The sequence below is a fragment of the Bacillus sp. S4 genome (assembly GCF_040838205.1).
Lineage (GTDB): Bacteria > Bacillota > Bacilli > Bacillales > Bacillaceae_G > Bacillus_A > Bacillus_A cereus_U.
Genome location: NZ_JBFPJI010000063.1, coordinates 1 through 15,804 on the forward strand (window position 1 = coordinate 1; position 15,804 = coordinate 15,804).

Sequence of the window (15,804 nt, forward strand, 5' to 3'; positions counted from 1 at the left end):
CGAGGACTTAACCATATAATATGAAGCAAATGTTATCTAGTTTTGAAGGAATATACCTTCAATAGTTTGGTGATGATGGCAGAGAGGTCACACCCGTTCCCATACCGAACACGGAAGTTAAGCTCTCTAGCGCCGATGGTAGTTGGGACCTTGTCCCTGTGAGAGTAGGACGTCGCCAAGCTATTTATATCATCGCGGGGTGGAGCAGTACGGTAGCTCGTCGGGCTCATAACCCGAAGGTCGCAGGTTCAAATCCTGTCCCCGCAACCAAATGGTCCCGTGGTGTAGTGGTTAACATGCCTGCCTGTCACGCAGGAGATCGCCGGTTCGACCCCGGTCGGGACCGCCATTTTATATAAAGAAAAGAACGAAACAAGTTGTTTCGTATTTTTTTATTTGTTTTAACAAAAAAACTAATAAAGACAGTCAAACTATCCTTAGGAAAACTCCTAAGGACTTTTTTATATATTTAAAACCTGTATAATAAAGAGCAGAGAACATTGTGAGTAAAGTAGGTGAAGTCTGTGAGTAAATATGAAGTAACAACAAAATCTTCCGAAGAAACCCAGCGATTATCAGAAAAATTAGGGGGACTTGTAAAGGCACAAGATGTAATTATTTTAGAAGGTGATCTTGGAGCTGGCAAGACGACTTTTACAAAAGGACTAGCAAAAGGTCTTGGAGTGAAAAGAGTCGTAAATAGTCCTACCTTCAATATTATTAAAGAATATAAAGGAAGATTACCGCTATATCATATGGATGTGTATCGTTTAGCGGAAAGTGAAGAAGATTTAGGATTTGATGAGTATTTCTATGGTGAAGGGATTACAGTAGTAGAATGGGCTCATTTAATAGAAGCATATTTACCGAATGAGAAGTTGCAAATTAGTTTATTCCATGCTGGAGATGATACAAGAAAAATTGTACTCGAGCCAATTGGAGATCGCTATATTAGATTATGTGAGGAGCTATTACAAGATGAAAGTACTAGCAATTGATACTTCAAATTACGTAATGGGTGTATCCCTTATTGAGGAAGGGAACGTGATTGGGGAAATCATTACAAATTTAACAAAAAACCATTCTGTACGTCTTATGCCAGCTGTAGAGAAACTGTTAAAAGAATGCGGTGTAAAACCGAAAGAATTGACTAAAATTGTTGTAGCAGCTGGACCAGGATCATATACAGGTGTTCGTATAGGTGTGACAGCTGCAAAAACATTAGCTTGGTCACTTCAAATACCAATTGTAGGTGTATCAAGTTTAGAAGTGGTGGCTGCAAATGGTACTAATTTTAATGGACTAATTTGTCCTTTATTTGATGGCCGACGTGGTCAAATTTACACGGGGTTATATACATATGAAGGAGAGCGTATAACTTCAATAGAAGAAGACCGAATTATTCTTATTGTTGACTGGTTGCAAATGTTAAAAGATAAAGAACAGCCTGTTTTATTTATTGGTAACGATGTTAAATTGCATAAAGAAACAATTGTAGAATATTTAGGTGATCAAGCTGTATTTGCTCCGTTCACTAAGAATAACCCAAGACCAAGTGAATTAGCATTTTTAGGATTACAAAAAGAAGAACAAGACGTGCATACGTTTGTTCCTAGCTATCTTCGTTTAGCTGAAGCTGAAACAAAATGGTTAGAAAGTCAAAAACAATAGGGGCCTACAGAAGATGGATATGATATTTAGAAAGATGGCACTTGATGATATTGCTCAAATTGTAGCTATTGAAGAAGCATCTTTTTCAACCCCTTGGACTGCAGATGCCTTTCACCGTGAATTAGAGATGAATGAACATGCACATTATGTCGTGCTAGAAAAAGATGGTCTCGTAATTGGATATTGTGGATTGTGGATAATTATTGATGAATCACATGTAACAAATATAGCTATCCTACCAGAATACAGAGGTCAAAAGCTAGGGGATGCCTTATTGAAAGAAGTCATTTCCGAAGCGAAAGGGTTAGGAGTAAAAACAATGACACTTGAAGTACGCGTGTCAAATGAAGTAGCAAAGCAGTTATACAGAAAATACGGATTTCAAAATGGTGGGATTCGTAAACGATACTATGCAGACAATCAGGAAGATGGTCTTGTAATGTGGGTGAATATATAATGGAAAAAAACACAATTATACTTGGTATTGAAACAAGCTGTGACGAAACAGCTGTAGCAGTTGTTAAAAATGGAACGGAAATCATTGCGAATGTCGTTGCATCGCAAATTGAAAGTCATAAGCGTTTTGGCGGAGTTGTACCAGAGATTGCATCCCGTCATCATGTAGAAGAAATCACAGTTGTGTTAGAAGAAGCTTTAAAAGAAGCGAATATCACTTTTGAGGATATTGATGCAATTGCTGTAACAGAAGGCCCAGGTTTAGTCGGAGCACTTTTAATAGGTGTAAATGCAGCGAAAGCTGTGGCTTTTGCTCATGATATCCCTCTAGTTGGTGTTCATCATATTGCTGGTCATATTTATGCGAACCGTTTAGTAAAAGAAGTACAATTCCCGTTACTATCGCTTGTTGTATCCGGTGGACATACGGAGCTTGTTTATATGAAAGAACATGGTTCATTTGAAGTGATTGGTGAAACGCGAGATGATGCGGCAGGAGAAGCTTACGATAAAGTAGCTCGTACATTATCAATGCCTTATCCAGGTGGTCCTCATATTGATCGCCTTGCGCATGAAGGAAAACCAACAATTGATTTGCCTCGTGCGTGGCTAGAACCTGATTCGTATGATTTCAGCTTTAGTGGATTGAAATCAGCAGTTATCAACACTGTGCATAACGCAAAACAGCGCGGTATAGAAATTGCACCAGAAGATTTAGCAGCAAGTTTCCAAGAAAGTGTAATAGATGTACTTGTAACGAAAGCGTCCCGTGCAGCAGATGCTTATAATGTAAAACAAGTGCTTCTTGCTGGTGGAGTAGCTGCTAATAAAGGGCTTCGTGCACGTTTAGCAGCAGAATTTGCACAAAAAGAAAATATAGAGCTAATTATTCCTCCTCTATCTTTATGCACAGATAATGCAGCGATGATTGCGGCTGCAGGTACAATTGCATACGAACAAGGAAAACGCGCTACATTAGCTTTAAATGCAAATCCAGGATTAGATATTGAAGCATAGTTATACACAAAATTAACCACAGATTGTGGATAAAACCCGTATTATCTGTTGATAATACGGGTTTTTTTGTGTACATAAAATGTGTATAACTTTTTGTGTGACTGTGGATAATGTGGAAAAGTTATTTGGGAGTTTATATTATAAAGGTGGATATGTGCATAACCTTGTGGATAACATAGTGGAAGTCTGACCTTTGTAGAAATTCTTTTTTGGGAAATAAAAAACAAGGAGATGTCCAAAAAACATTTTGAAACATCCTCCACTTGTTATATAAGGTGCTACTATTGTCAATCCTTGTCGGTAAATCGATATTTCTTGTCGAATCGTTTATATAATTTCATTTACTATGGTATTGATTCCAAAAGAGAAAATAAAAAGGAGGTCATCTCGTCAAAAAGACCGACTTATGAGACATCCCCCTCTTTTAAATTCTCTTATATATGCAGTTCTTCCCATTCTGCCATACAAGCTTCAAGCTGTTCTTGCAGTTTTTGTTTTTTAGTTGTAATTTCACTAGCCTTTTCATAATCTGCATATATTTCTGGTAAGCAAAGCTGATCTTCTAACGTAGCAATTTCTTCTTCTAAGCCTACGATATTTTGTTCCAGTTCTTCAATTTTTCGAGTACGTTGACGCTCTAACTGTTTACGTTCTTTTTCTTCGAGATAATTTAATTTTTCTTGTGCCACCACTTTTTGAACAGGTACTTCATCTTCTTGCTCTAGTTCCGCACGTTCAATCATTTCATTTTTCTTTTCAACGTAATAATCGTAATCACCTAAATATTCTTGTGCACCTTCTGTTGATAACTCAACAACGGTTGTCGTTACGCGATTAATAAAGTAGCGGTCATGAGAGACGAATAGAAGAGTACCTGGGTAATCAATTAAAGCATTCTCCAAAATCTCTTTACTATTTAAATCAAGATGGTTTGTTGGTTCATCGAGAATTAATAAATTGGATTTTTGCATCATAAGTTTTGCAAGAGCTAGTCGAGCCTTTTGTCCACCACTAAGAGAAGATACTGGTTTGAGTACATCATCCCCTGTGAATAAAAAGTTGCCTAGTATAGTGCGAATTTCTTTTTCAGGTTGCAGGGGATATTCATCCCATAGTTCATTTAAAACTCGCTTCGAAGATGTTAAGTTGGCTTGTTCTTGATCATAATAACCAACAGATACATTTGACCCGAAAGCAACGTTTCCATGTAATAGCTGTAACTTATTCACAATGGATTTTAATAATGTAGATTTTCCAATTCCGTTTGGCCCAACTAAGGCAACACTGTCACCGCGAGTTAAGCGCATATTTACATGTTCAATAATCGGTTCCTGATAATAGCCAATAGTTGCATCTTTAACTTGTAAAACATCATTTCCACTTTGTTTTTCAATATCGAAGTGGAAGGAAGCTGATTTAGAATCGCCTAATGGTCTAGCTAATACTTCCATTCTGTCTAATTGTTTACGGCGACTTTGAGCACGTTTTGTCGTAGATGCACGAGCTATATTTTTTTGCACAAAGTCTTCCAGTTTAGAAATTTCATCTTGTTGTTTTTCATAACGCTTCATCTCTTGCTCGTATAGAGCTGATTTTGAGTCTAAATATTTACTGTAGTTACCAACAAATCGTCGGCTTTCCTTATTAGAAATTTCGTATACTTGTGTAACGAGTTTATCTAAGAAATAACGGTCATGGGAAACGATTAAAATCGCGCCGGGATAGCCTTGTAAATATTGTTCAAGCCATGTTAGTGTCTCAATGTCCAAATGGTTTGTAGGTTCGTCTAAAATAAGTAAGTCTGGTCTAGTTAATAATAATTTCCCAAGAGCTAATCGAGTCTTTTGTCCACCACTTAATGTGGAAATTGTCGTCTGATGCGTTTCAACTGGGAAGCCAAGACCGCTTAGAATCGAGCGTATATCCGCTTCGTACTGATAGCCGCCTTGATCTTTATAATCTAATTGTAATTGGTCATAATCAGCTAATAATTTCTCATATATAGCCGCATTTGAAAAGTTTTCTTCTTTTCCCATCTCTTGCTCTAGCTTTCGAAGTTTTGTCTCCATCTGCTGTAGATGTGTAAAGACGGTTAACATTTCATCCCAAATTGTTAAAGACGTTTCTAATCCGGTATTTTGAGCTAAATACCCCATTGAGACATCTTTTGGTTTTATAATTTCACCACCATCATGAGATAACTCGCCAGCTATTATTTTTAATAATGTAGATTTTCCGGCTCCATTTCGTCCGACTAATGCGATACGATCTTTTGTTTGTACTTCCAATTTTATGTTTGCAAGAATCGTTTCTGCACCGTATAATTTCGAAAGCCCATTCACTTGTAATAATATCAATGTTTTCACCTCAAATAATTTCTTAACTTTGCCATGTTTATATTTCTCAATCATACTAAAAATAGTGTATAGTTTAAAATAAAGAGAGAATACTTCTTCTCTTTATTATACAAGGAAATTCATGAGTACTAAACTTCTGTATTTGATTCAAGTATAAGAATAAAGATAGGAAGAGAGGAGAGGTTATATGGATCAGCAAAAAATTCCACAGGCCACTGCCAAACGATTGCCTCTATACTATCGATTTATCCAAAACTTATCTCTTTCTGGTAAGCAACGTGTTTCATCAGCCGAATTGAGTGAAGCGGTAAAGGTTGATTCCGCAACTATTCGAAGAGATTTTTCATATTTTGGAGCGTTAGGGAAAAAAGGATATGGATATAACGTAAATTATTTATTATCATTTTTCCGTGAAACACTCGACCAAGATGATATAACACGTGTGGCACTTATTGGAGTAGGTAATTTAGGGACCGCTTTCTTACATTATAATTTCACGAAAAACAATAATACAAAAATTGAAATGGCGTTTGATGTTAGTGAAGAGAAAGTTGGAACAGAAATCGGAGGAATTCCTGTATATCATTTGGATGAATTAGAAGAACGTTTATCAACTGATATACAAGTGGCAATATTAACGGTACCCGCTACAGTAGCGCAATCTGTGGCAGATAGATTGGCAGAAACGAACGTGCATGGTATTTTAAATTTCACACCAGCACGCTTAAATGTGTCAGAGAATATAAGAATTCATCACATTGATTTAGCTGTAGAGTTACAAACGCTTGTTTACTTTTTGAAGAATTATCCACAATAAAACGCAGAGGAGATGACCTCTGCGTTTTATTATTGTTTTTTCTTTGTGAATTTAACTAAGATAAGGCGAAGTGCCAAATTAAAATCAATTGTTGCCATAACTGCAAATAGTATTGTCCACATATTCCAGATTGTATCTGTTACGTTCGTAATGGCGAAGCGTGTAAAGATACATCCAAGAAGAAAGTACAATACAGCCATGAACAATGGTGAGTTTCTCATACTAAAAATCCTCCGATAAAGCCTTGCATTTTTTCAGCTTCTTTAATCATTTCTTGAATTTGCTCATTACTTACTACAACTTGAGCAACTGCAACTAATGTATTCATTGCAACATGAGCTGCAATAGGAACTATAATTCGTTTCGTTTTTACGTATAAAAAGGCGAATACGAGCCCCATAGAAGTGTATACCAATAAGTGAGTAAAATCAAAATGAATCGCCGCGAATACAAGTGAACTAATGATAGCGGCAATAAAGAAGTTAAACTTCTTATAAAGTGTACCGAATAAAATTTTTCTAAATACGATTTCTTCCAAAATAGGTCCTATTATAGATATGACAATAAGGAACCAAGGTGTCGTTCTTGCGATGTCCATAAGTCTTGCTGTATTTTCAGATCCCGGTGTAATCCCTAATAAACGCATTTCGATCATACCGGCAATGCTTTGTGAGAACAGCGCTAAGAAGAAACCAATAAAAATCCACCCAATTGTAGCTGGAACAGTAGAGCGCATTTTATCTAAATGCCTGTCACGAATGTCTGTTCTGAGTAACCAAAGTACAACGCATAATGCAATGAAAAAGCTAATGATAGCCCAATGACCAGTTATGAGCTGAAGTTTTTCCTCTCTAGTAAATCCCCTATTATCGTATAGTCCAGTTTTCAGGAGAAGCGGTAACCCGGCAATGCCTGATAACTGCATTAAAATGTATGTAACGATAATCCACCAATATTGTTTTTTCAAATGGTTTAACCATCCTTTCTAACGCTAGTGTATGAGATAAGGTAGGATAACATGTAAATATGCTACCTACGATATAAACTTTCATCTGAATTATATTTTTTTTGTAAATAAGTATTTGAAAATAAAATAGGAGACAGGAAAAAGTTGTACGTTTAGCGAAAACAACTTAGGGTGTCTTTCATATTGTAACATACAAGAAGTGGGAACAACGATTCATATAGTAAAGGTAGTAGAAGAAGTAATGATATCTAGGAAAGTGCATAAAGTAATTTGCGAAAAAATTATGATTTTTTTACTTGCAAAAGAAATTGAGATTATTTATTATTAGAAGTGTGTTAGCACTCGTGTGACTTGAGTGCTAATAAATAAAATTTACATAACAAAATGAGGAGGTTATTGTTCATGCTAAAGCCATTAGGTGATCGCGTTGTAATTGAACTTGTTCAAGCAGAAGAAAAAACAGCAAGTGGTATTGTATTACCAGAAACTGCAAAAGAAAAACCACAAGAGGGTAAAGTTATTGCAGTAGGTACAGGCCGAGTGCTTGAAAATGGTGAGCGTGTTGCTTTAGAGGTAGCAGCAGGTGATCTTATCATCTTCTCAAAATATGCAGGTACTGAAGTGAAATACGAAGGTACAGACTACTTGATTTTACGTGAAAGTGACATTTTAGCAATTATCGGTTAATTATATACATTTTAAAAATCCAAGGGGGTCAATTATTATGGCAAAAGATATTAAATTTAGTGAAGAAGCACGTCGTTCGATGCTTCGCGGTGTCGACACTCTTGCAAACGCAGTAAAAGTAACGCTTGGACCAAAAGGTCGTAACGTTGTACTTGAGAAAAAATTCGGTTCACCACTTATTACAAATGACGGTGTAACAATCGCAAAAGAAATCGAATTAGAAGATGCATTCGAAAACATGGGTGCGAAATTAGTAGCAGAAGTTGCTAGCAAAACAAACGATGTAGCTGGTGACGGAACGACAACTGCAACTGTATTAGCGCAAGCTATGATTCGTGAAGGTCTTAAAAACGTAACAGCTGGTGCAAACCCAATGGGTCTTCGTAAAGGTATCGAAAAAGCTGTTACTGCTGCAATTGAAGAATTAAAAGCGATTTCTAAACCAATCGAAGGTAAATCTTCTATCGCACAAGTAGCTGCTATTTCTTCGGCTGACGAAGAAGTAGGTCAATTAATCGCTGAAGCAATGGAGCGCGTTGGTAACGACGGCGTTATTACTTTAGAAGAATCTAAAGGATTCACAACAGAATTAGACGTAGTAGAAGGTATGCAATTTGATCGTGGATATGCATCTCCTTACATGATTACTGATTCTGACAAAATGGAAGCAGTTCTTGATAACCCATACATTTTAATTACTGATAAAAAGATTTCTAACATCCAAGAAATCTTACCAGTATTAGAGCAAGTGGTACAACAAGGTAAACCACTTCTTATCATTGCTGAAGATGTAGAAGGCGAAGCGTTAGCTACATTAGTAGTGAACAAACTTCGTGGTACATTCAATGTAGTAGCTGTTAAAGCTCCTGGATTTGGTGACCGTCGTAAAGCAATGCTAGAAGATATCGCAATCTTAACTGGTGGCGAAGTAATCACTGAAGAATTAGGACGTGACTTAAAATCTGCTACAGTTGAATCTTTAGGACGTGCTGGTAAAATTGTTGTAACGAAAGAAAACACAACTGTAGTTGAAGGTATTGGAAATTCACAACAAATCGAAGCTCGCATCGGTCAAATCCGCGCGCAATTAGAAGAAACTACTTCTGAATTCGATCGTGAAAAATTACAAGAGCGTCTTGCTAAACTTGCGGGCGGTGTAGCAGTAATTAAAGTAGGTGCAGCAACTGAAACTGAGTTAAAAGAGCGCAAACTTCGCATTGAAGATGCACTTAACTCAACTCGTGCAGCAGTAGAAGAAGGTATCGTTGCAGGTGGTGGTACTTCACTTATGAACGTATACACAAAAGTAGCTTCTATCGTAGCTGAAGGCGACGAAGCAACAGGTATCAACATCGTACTTCGTGCACTAGAAGAGCCAGTTCGTCAAATCGCAATCAACGCTGGTCTAGAAGGATCTGTAGTTGTAGAGCGTCTAAAAGGCGAAAAAGTAGGCGTTGGTTTCAACGCAGCTACTGGCGAATGGGTTAACATGCTTGAGTCTGGTATCGTAGATCCAGCTAAAGTAACTCGTTCTGCACTTCAAAACGCAGCATCTGTTGCAGCTATGTTCTTAACAACTGAAGCTGTAGTTGCTGACAAGCCAGAACCAGCTGGTTCTGCTGGAATGCCTGACATGGGCGGCATGGGCATGGGCGGTATGGGCGGAATGATGTAATTCCGTTTGCTCGAAAAACATCCATTTCTATATAGAAATGGATGTTTTTTGTGTTTTTGAGCGCAGGAAATTAATTTCTGTAGAATTTTGTCGCTTTCTCTCTTGACCATACTCATACTTCATTGTTAGAATCTAGGAAGATAATATAAAACGATCCTTCATATATCCTCAATGATATGGTTTGAGAGTCTCTACCGGGTTACCGTAAACAACCTGACTATGAAGGCAGTGTGTCTTATATTTATAAAGAGCGGAAGACTATCTTTCTTTATAAAGCCAGACCCCTGCCTTTTCTTTGTTATGAGACTAGAGGCGGAGGACTGGCTTTTTTTATTATATTGGTAATTCTTTTTGCTAAATTGGTGAAAATATTTATATACGAGAACTAACGTTGGGGTGATTATTTTGAAGAAGCAGCATGATACAATTATCGTTTTAGATTTTGGGAGTCAGTACAATCAGTTAATAGCACGTCGAATTCGTGAGTTCGGTGTATACAGTGAACTTCATCCGCATACAATTACTGCAGAAGAAATTAAAGCAATGAATCCAAAAGGGATCATTTTCTCTGGTGGACCAAATAGTGTATACGGTGAAGGTGCATTACATTGTGATGAAAAAATCTTTGAACTAGGATTACCGATTTTCGGTATCTGTTACGGTATGCAGCTTATGACGCAACACTTCGGTGGTAAAGTAGAACGTGCCAACCACCGTGAGTATGGAAAAGCTGTTCTTAAAGTAGAGAACGAATCAAAATTATATGCGAACCTTCCAGAAGAGCAAGTTGTATGGATGAGCCATGGTGACTTAGTAACTGGTTTACCTGAAGGATTCGTAGTAGATGCAACAAGTGAGTCTTGTCCAATTGCTGGTATGAGCAATGAAGACAAAAACTTATATGGTGTACAATTCCACCCAGAAGTACGTCACTCTGAGCACGGTAACGATTTAATTAAAAACTTCGTATTCGGCGTATGTGGTTGTTCTGAAGGATGGAACATGGAGAACTTTATCGAAGTAGAATTAGAGAAGATCCGTGAAACTGTTGGAGACAAAAAAGTACTATGCGCACTTAGCGGCGGTGTAGACTCTTCTGTTGTAGCAGTATTAATTCATAAGGCGATTGGTGACCAATTAACATGTATTTTCGTGGACCACGGTTTACTTCGTAAAGATGAAGCAGAAGGTGTTATGAAAACATTTAGCGAAGGCTTCCATATGAACGTTATTAAAGTGGATGCGAAAGAACGCTTCATGAACAAGTTAAAAGGTGTAGAAGATCCAGAACAAAAGCGTAAAATCATCGGTAATGAATTCATTTACGTATTTGATGATGAAGCTTCTAGATTAAAAGGAATGGACTTCCTAGCGCAAGGTACACTTTACACGGACATCGTTGAAAGTGGTACAGCAACTGCACAAACAATTAAATCTCACCATAACGTTGGTGGACTTCCAGAAGACATGCAGTTCAAATTAATTGAGCCTTTAAACACTTTATTTAAAGATGAAGTACGTGTATTAGGATCAGAATTAGGAATTCCTGATGAAATCGTATGGCGTCAACCGTTCCCAGGTCCAGGACTTGGTATTCGTGTATTAGGTGAAATTACAGAAGAGAAATTAGAAATCGTTCGTGAATCTGATGCGATTTTACGTGAAGAAATCCAAAAAGCAGGATTAGAACGTGAAGTTTGGCAATACTTCACTGCGCTTCCTGGTATGCGTAGTGTAGGTGTTATGGGTGACGAGCGTACTTACGATTACACAGTAGGTATCCGTGCAGTAACATCTATCGATGGTATGACAGCTGACTGGGCACGTATCCCTTGGGACGTATTAGAGAAAATCTCTGTACGTATCGTAAACGAAGTAAAACACGTTAACCGTATCGTGTATGATATAACGAGTAAGCCACCAGCAACTATTGAGTGGGAATAGTATTATAATGAAAGATCCATCTATCATTTTATGCATAGATGGATCTTTTTGTTTTTAAGTGATTATACGAACGAAAATATAAAAATATATAAAAATGTTCGTTTTTAAATTGACACACACCCTATTGTGAGTTAATATGAGTATGTAATTCAAACAAAAAGTGAATATTATGCCGTCGTATAATATCGGGGATATGGCCCGAAAGTTTCTACCTAGCTACCGTAAATGGCTTGACTACGAGGCGTTTGTATAAAGATGAGGGGAAACTTGTCTTTGTTTATAGAACGCTTCCATGTATATGCAATGGGAGCCTTTTTTATTTTTATAGATAAAAGAGGGCTAGGGTGAAATACGGCGAGTAATCATATAACGGGGGAAACGTAGGATGAAACGCTATTTTCAGTTTGATGAGCTCGGTACGAATTATAAGACTGAGTTCATAGCAGGGTTAACGACATTTCTATCTATGGCTTACGTACTATTTGTCAATCCTGCTACGCTGTCGCTTGGAAATGTTAAAGGGTTACCAGCAGGTACAGGAATGGATCCAGGTGCAGTATTCGTTGCTACAGCATTAGCAGCGGCGATTGGTTCGTTAATCATGGGGATATTTGCGAAGTATCCGATTGCTTTAGCGCCAGGTATGGGAATAAACGCGTTCTTTGCTTATACAGCGGTGTTAACGATGGGAATTCCGTGGCAAACGGCGATTGCTGGAACATTAATGTCAGGTATTATCTTTATTATTCTTACTGCTTCAGGTATTCGTGAAAAAATCATTAATGCAATTCCAGTAGAGTTAAAGTTTGCAGTAGCGGCGGGTATCGGATTATTCATTGCCTTCCTTGGATTCCAAAATGCCGGAATTATCGTAAAAAATGATGCTGTCCTTGTTGGATTAGGGGATTTAACGAAGGGTACAACGTTGCTGGCGATTTTCGGAGTTGTTATTACAATCATCTTCATGATTAGGAAAATAAATGGTGCTGTTTTCTACGGTATGATTCTTACGGCAATCTTAGGAGTAGCAACAGGATTAATTGATACTCCGAAAGCTGTAGTGGGAGCAATACCGAGTCTAGAACCAACGTTCGGTGTGGCGTTAACTCACTTTGGAGATATTTTCACTGTTGAAATGGCGATTGTTATTATCACGTTTTTCTTTATCGATTTCTTTGATACAGCAGGTACGCTTGTAGCGGTTGCGAATCAAGCGGGATTAATGAAGAACAATAAATTACCACGTGCAGGAAAAGCATTATTTGCAGATGCGGTTGCAACTGTAATTGGTGCAATTCTAGGTACATCTACTACAACGTCTTACATTGAATCGTCTGCAGGGGTAGCAGCAGGAGGACGTTCTGGATTTACAGCAGTTGTAACAGCAGGATTCTTCTTACTGGCACTTTTCTTCTCGCCACTATTAAGTGTTGTGACACCAGCTGTAACGGCACCAGCTCTAATTATTGTAGGAATCTTGATGGTTTCATCTTTAGGAGAAATTGATTGGAAGAAATTCGAGATTGCAGTACCGGCATTCTTTACAATCATCTCTATGCCACTTACGTATAGTATCGCAACAGGAATCGCGATTGGATTTATCTTCTATCCAATTACAATGGTTGTGAGTGGTCGTCGTAAAGAGATTCATCCAATTATGTATGTTATGGGAGTTTTATTCGTACTATATTTCATCTACGTTCGTAAATAAAAGGGGTTTTTTGAAAGGTCTAGACTTAAGGGGAGTCTAGACCTTTTTTGCGTCTTCAGAAAATCTTAAGGATTTCCGAGCGTTTTTCTTCAGAAGTTTTCTTATAATAGAAGTTAGGGATTAAAAAACTGATGGGGGAGATATTATGGCCGAGGAAACGATACTTGTTGTAGATGATGAAAAAGAAATTAGGAACCTTATTACAATTTATTTAAAGAACGAAGGATATAAAGTACTGCAAGCAGGGGACGGAGAAGAAGGGTTACGTATATTAGAAGAAAATGAAGTGCACTTAGTCGTATTAGATATTATGATGCCGAAAGTAGATGGTATTCATATGTGTATGAAAGTAAGGGAAGCGAAGGAAATGCCGATTATTATGCTTTCGGCAAAAACGCAAGATATGGATAAAATTTTAGGATTAACAACAGGTGCAGATGATTACGTAACAAAACCGTTTAATCCGTTAGAGTTAATCGCAAGAATTAAATCTCAGCTACGTCGTTATATGAAAATGAATGGTTTTGCTATTCAAAATGAGGACGAGTTAGAAATTGGGAATATGGCAATAAACATCTCAACTCATAAAGTCATTGTAGAGGGAGAAGAAGTGAAGTTAACTCCAAGGGAATTTTCAATTTTAGAATTGCTAGCTCGTAATCCAGGTATGGTCTTTAGTGCTGAGCAAATTTATGAAAAAGTTTGGAACGAAAGATCTTTCCAGTCTGATAACACTGTAATGGTACATATTCGAAAAGTACGTGAAAAGATTGAGGAGAATCCAAGGAAGCCGAGATATATAAAAACAGTATGGGGAGTGGGGTATAAGATTGAAAAAGATATTTAATCCATTTACTTATGTTAGGAAAGCTAGAACATTAGTGGAGAAATTAGTGAAGAGTGTACGGCGGAGTATAAGAATTCAACTGATTACTACTTTCGCAGCTTGTGCGTTATTAGGAGTTTTATCAACGAAAGCAGCAGCACCATTTTTTGAAAATGCAAATCGTGAGGCTACTATCGATTATCGAGCTGGTATGGAGCGAATTAATCAACAAGCTCAAAGTGCTGCAAATAGCTCAGTTCATGAAAATAAATTAGAAGCCATATCAAATATGATTGAAATAGAGAACCAAAATTTAGAGCAAGGATCTAGAGCTTTAAAGATATTGGTTACTGACGAAAGCGGGAAAGTTTTATATAAAACGAAGCAGGCACAAGAAGAGCAAATAGATTTGCATAATACGATTCGTAATGCAGCATCGTTTGCGATTAATTATACAAATGGTAGAGAAGTATTTGAAAGTACAAGAAAAGAGTTTATAGCTTTTTCACCTATTACTATAGAAGGAAAGAATTTGTACATGTTTGTTAGTGGAATTCCAGAGGGAGAAGTAATGTATGACACGCAAGAAGGGCCATTCCCGTTTTTAATTGGTGTGCTCGTATTCATTTTCTCTTTCTTCTATATAACAAAGAGAAAGATGAAGCAGATCGAAGCGATGGCAGAAGGTGTGAAAGAAATAGAAAAAGGAAACTTGGCTTATCGTATTGAGAAGAAAGGTGAAGATGAGATTGCGTCTTTAACTGAGAATATTAATAATATGGCAGAAGAGCTTATGAATAATATAGAAAAGGAACGTAAATTAGAGAAGCAAAAGAATGAGCTTATTACGAATGTATCTCATGATTTGCGTACGCCGCTTACTTCTATTATGGGATACTTACGATTACTTAGAGACTCTAAATATGAAAATAAAGAGCAACATGATGAGTATACTAAAATTGCTTTTGCAAAGTCGGAGCAGTTAAAGAATTTAATAGAAGATTTATTTGAGTATACGAAGTTAACAAATGAACAAGTTGTATTAGAAAAACAAGAAGTATGTGTAAATGAGTTGCTTGATCAATTAATAGAAGAGTTAGTACCACAGGCAGAAGAGCACGGGCTTTCATTTGTTAAAAAATTTCCTGAAGAACGTGCGCATGCAATGATTGACTCGGAAAAGATGGTCCGTGTATTCGACAACTTGCTAATGAATGCGATTAAGTATAGTAAAGATGATGGAGAGATAAAAGTTTCTCTGCAAAGACAGCGCAGGGATATACAAATTGTTATTGCAAATCATAGTGAAGAGTTTACGAGAGAAGAGTTAGGGAACTTGTTTGAACGGTTTTATAAGAAAGATCAATCTAGAAGTAGAGTAACAGAAGGTTCGGGGCTCGGATTAGCTATTGCGAAAAGCATTGTTGAGTTGCAAGGTGGTAGTATTCGAGCTGAGTATGAGGATGGGATCGTTCAGTTCATCGTTTCATTACCAATTATAGAAAAATAATAAATGAATAGAATGTTATAGGATAAAAAGGCTTATTTTAAAAGGAATAAGTCTTTTTATATTTTTTTAGAAAAACATATTGACGATTAGAGTATAGAGGTGTAATATAGGACAAGTCGCCGATAGCAACAACGCAGAAAGCGACAAAAGAAATAAAAAAACTTGG

The 15,804-nt window shown here is 37.2% G+C and carries 14 protein-coding genes, 2 tRNA genes, 1 rRNA gene and 2 riboswitches; of the genes, 14 read left to right on the forward strand and 3 right to left on the reverse strand.

What is annotated here, in order from left to right; genetic code table 11:
* Nucleotides 1-65: 65 nt before the first annotated feature.
* From rrf to tsaD, 7 genes are all read left to right on the forward strand, one after another.
* Nucleotides 66-181 (forward strand): 5S ribosomal RNA (gene rrf / locus AB3X48_RS09460).
* A gap of 12 nt (nucleotides 182-193) precedes the next feature.
* Nucleotides 194-270: transfer RNA gene (locus AB3X48_RS09465), tRNA-Met, on the forward strand.
* Nucleotides 271-273: 3 nt separating this feature from the next.
* Nucleotides 274-349, forward strand: a tRNA-Asp gene (locus AB3X48_RS09470).
* Nucleotides 350-524: 175 nt separating this feature from the next.
* Nucleotides 525-998, forward strand: a complete 474-nt coding sequence (gene tsaE / locus AB3X48_RS09475) for a tRNA (adenosine(37)-N6)-threonylcarbamoyltransferase complex ATPase subunit type 1 TsaE (RefSeq protein ID WP_002159530.1) — start codon at nucleotides 525-527, stop codon at nucleotides 996-998.
* The gene (tsaB, locus tag AB3X48_RS09480; protein WP_002124827.1) at nucleotides 979-1,671 is read left to right on the forward strand and encodes a tRNA (adenosine(37)-N6)-threonylcarbamoyltransferase complex dimerization subunit type 1 TsaB; all 693 of its coding nucleotides are present in this window, start codon (nucleotides 979-981) and stop codon (nucleotides 1,669-1,671) included. The genes tsaE and tsaB overlap by 20 nt, the downstream gene beginning before the upstream one ends.
* A 13-nt stretch (nucleotides 1,672-1,684) precedes the next feature.
* Complete coding sequence (gene rimI, locus AB3X48_RS09485) at nucleotides 1,685-2,128, forward strand: ribosomal protein S18-alanine N-acetyltransferase (RefSeq protein WP_002159529.1); 444 nt, start codon at nucleotides 1,685-1,687, stop codon at nucleotides 2,126-2,128.
* Nucleotides 2,128-3,144, forward strand: a complete 1,017-nt coding sequence (tsaD, locus tag AB3X48_RS09490) for a tRNA (adenosine(37)-N6)-threonylcarbamoyltransferase complex transferase subunit TsaD (protein ID WP_002009991.1) — start codon at nucleotides 2,128-2,130, stop codon at nucleotides 3,142-3,144. The genes rimI and tsaD overlap by 1 nt, the downstream gene beginning before the upstream one ends.
* A gap of 434 nt (nucleotides 3,145-3,578) precedes the next feature.
* On the opposite strand, the gene abc-f is transcribed toward tsaD, so the two are convergent.
* Nucleotides 3,579-5,501: a ribosomal protection-like ABC-F family protein gene (abc-f, locus tag AB3X48_RS09495; protein ID WP_106408167.1), complete on the reverse strand. Its 1,923-nt coding sequence runs from the start codon at nucleotides 5,499-5,501 to the stop codon at nucleotides 3,579-3,581.
* 187 nt (nucleotides 5,502-5,688) lie between these two features.
* Here abc-f and AB3X48_RS09500 point away from each other — a divergent pair, with 187 nt between their 5' ends.
* Complete coding sequence (locus AB3X48_RS09500; RefSeq protein ID WP_000372704.1) at nucleotides 5,689-6,318, forward strand: redox-sensing transcriptional repressor Rex; 630 nt, start codon at nucleotides 5,689-5,691, stop codon at nucleotides 6,316-6,318.
* A gap of 29 nt (nucleotides 6,319-6,347) precedes the next feature.
* Here the strand turns inward: AB3X48_RS09500 and AB3X48_RS09505 are convergent, their stop codons facing one another.
* Both AB3X48_RS09505 and AB3X48_RS09510 read right to left on the reverse strand, forming a co-directional pair.
* Nucleotides 6,348-6,539, reverse strand: a complete 192-nt coding sequence (locus AB3X48_RS09505) for a YdiK family protein (RefSeq protein WP_199715726.1) — start codon at nucleotides 6,537-6,539, stop codon at nucleotides 6,348-6,350.
* Nucleotides 6,536-7,285: a CPBP family intramembrane glutamic endopeptidase gene (locus tag AB3X48_RS09510; RefSeq protein WP_002009988.1), complete on the reverse strand. Its 750-nt coding sequence runs from the start codon at nucleotides 7,283-7,285 to the stop codon at nucleotides 6,536-6,538. The genes AB3X48_RS09505 and AB3X48_RS09510 overlap by 4 nt, the downstream gene beginning before the upstream one ends.
* 402 nt (nucleotides 7,286-7,687) lie before the next feature.
* Between AB3X48_RS09510 and groES the strand changes: the two genes are divergently transcribed.
* The 6 genes from groES to AB3X48_RS09540 all read left to right on the forward strand — a co-directional run bounded on the left by groES (nucleotide 7,688) and on the right by AB3X48_RS09540 (nucleotide 15,638).
* A complete protein-coding gene (gene groES, locus AB3X48_RS09515) occupies nucleotides 7,688-7,972 on the forward strand; it encodes a co-chaperone GroES (RefSeq protein WP_002009985.1) in 285 nt (94 codons plus the stop codon).
* A gap of 37 nt (nucleotides 7,973-8,009) precedes the next feature.
* Complete coding sequence (groL, locus tag AB3X48_RS09520) at nucleotides 8,010-9,647, forward strand: chaperonin GroEL (RefSeq protein WP_016103366.1); 1,638 nt, start codon at nucleotides 8,010-8,012, stop codon at nucleotides 9,645-9,647.
* Between the two features lie 138 nt (nucleotides 9,648-9,785).
* A riboswitch (purine riboswitch) is annotated at nucleotides 9,786-9,887 on the forward strand.
* A 165-nt stretch (nucleotides 9,888-10,052) separates the two neighbouring features.
* Nucleotides 10,053-11,591, forward strand: coding sequence for a glutamine-hydrolyzing GMP synthase (gene guaA, locus AB3X48_RS09525; RefSeq protein WP_133059462.1), 1,539 nt, complete (start codon nucleotides 10,053-10,055; stop codon nucleotides 11,589-11,591).
* 155 nt (nucleotides 11,592-11,746) lie between these two features.
* Nucleotides 11,747-11,848: riboswitch (purine riboswitch) on the forward strand.
* Between the two features lie 128 nt (nucleotides 11,849-11,976).
* Nucleotides 11,977-13,302: an NCS2 family permease gene (locus AB3X48_RS09530; RefSeq protein ID WP_002113447.1), complete on the forward strand. Its 1,326-nt coding sequence runs from the start codon at nucleotides 11,977-11,979 to the stop codon at nucleotides 13,300-13,302.
* A gap of 145 nt (nucleotides 13,303-13,447) precedes the next feature.
* On the forward strand, nucleotides 13,448-14,149 hold the full coding sequence (locus AB3X48_RS09535; protein WP_199715728.1) for a response regulator transcription factor: 702 nt from the start codon (nucleotides 13,448-13,450) through the stop codon (nucleotides 14,147-14,149).
* Nucleotides 14,133-15,638: a sensor histidine kinase gene (locus AB3X48_RS09540; protein WP_002159515.1), complete on the forward strand. Its 1,506-nt coding sequence runs from the start codon at nucleotides 14,133-14,135 to the stop codon at nucleotides 15,636-15,638. Before AB3X48_RS09535 ends, AB3X48_RS09540 begins: the two co-directional genes overlap by 17 nt.
* Nucleotides 15,639-15,804: the final 166 nt, after the last annotated feature.

Coding starts and splice junctions, on each gene's coding strand:
- AB3X48_RS09505 (WP_199715726.1), bottom strand. CDS start 6,539: ATGAGAAACTCACCATTGTTCATGGCTGTATTGTACTTTCTTCTTGGA.
- groES (WP_002009985.1), top strand. CDS start 7,688: ATGCTAAAGCCATTAGGTGATCGCGTTGTAATTGAACTTGTTCAAGCA.
- groL (WP_016103366.1), top strand. CDS start 8,010: ATGGCAAAAGATATTAAATTTAGTGAAGAAGCACGTCGTTCGATGCTT.
- rimI (WP_002159529.1), top strand. CDS start 1,685: ATGGATATGATATTTAGAAAGATGGCACTTGATGATATTGCTCAAATT.
- tsaB (WP_002124827.1), top strand. CDS start 979: ATGAAAGTACTAGCAATTGATACTTCAAATTACGTAATGGGTGTATCC.
- tsaD (WP_002009991.1), top strand. CDS start 2,128: ATGGAAAAAAACACAATTATACTTGGTATTGAAACAAGCTGTGACGAA.
- AB3X48_RS09530 (WP_002113447.1), top strand. CDS start 11,977: ATGAAACGCTATTTTCAGTTTGATGAGCTCGGTACGAATTATAAGACT.
- AB3X48_RS09535 (WP_199715728.1), top strand. CDS start 13,448: ATGGCCGAGGAAACGATACTTGTTGTAGATGATGAAAAAGAAATTAGG.
- AB3X48_RS09500 (WP_000372704.1), top strand. CDS start 5,689: ATGGATCAGCAAAAAATTCCACAGGCCACTGCCAAACGATTGCCTCTA.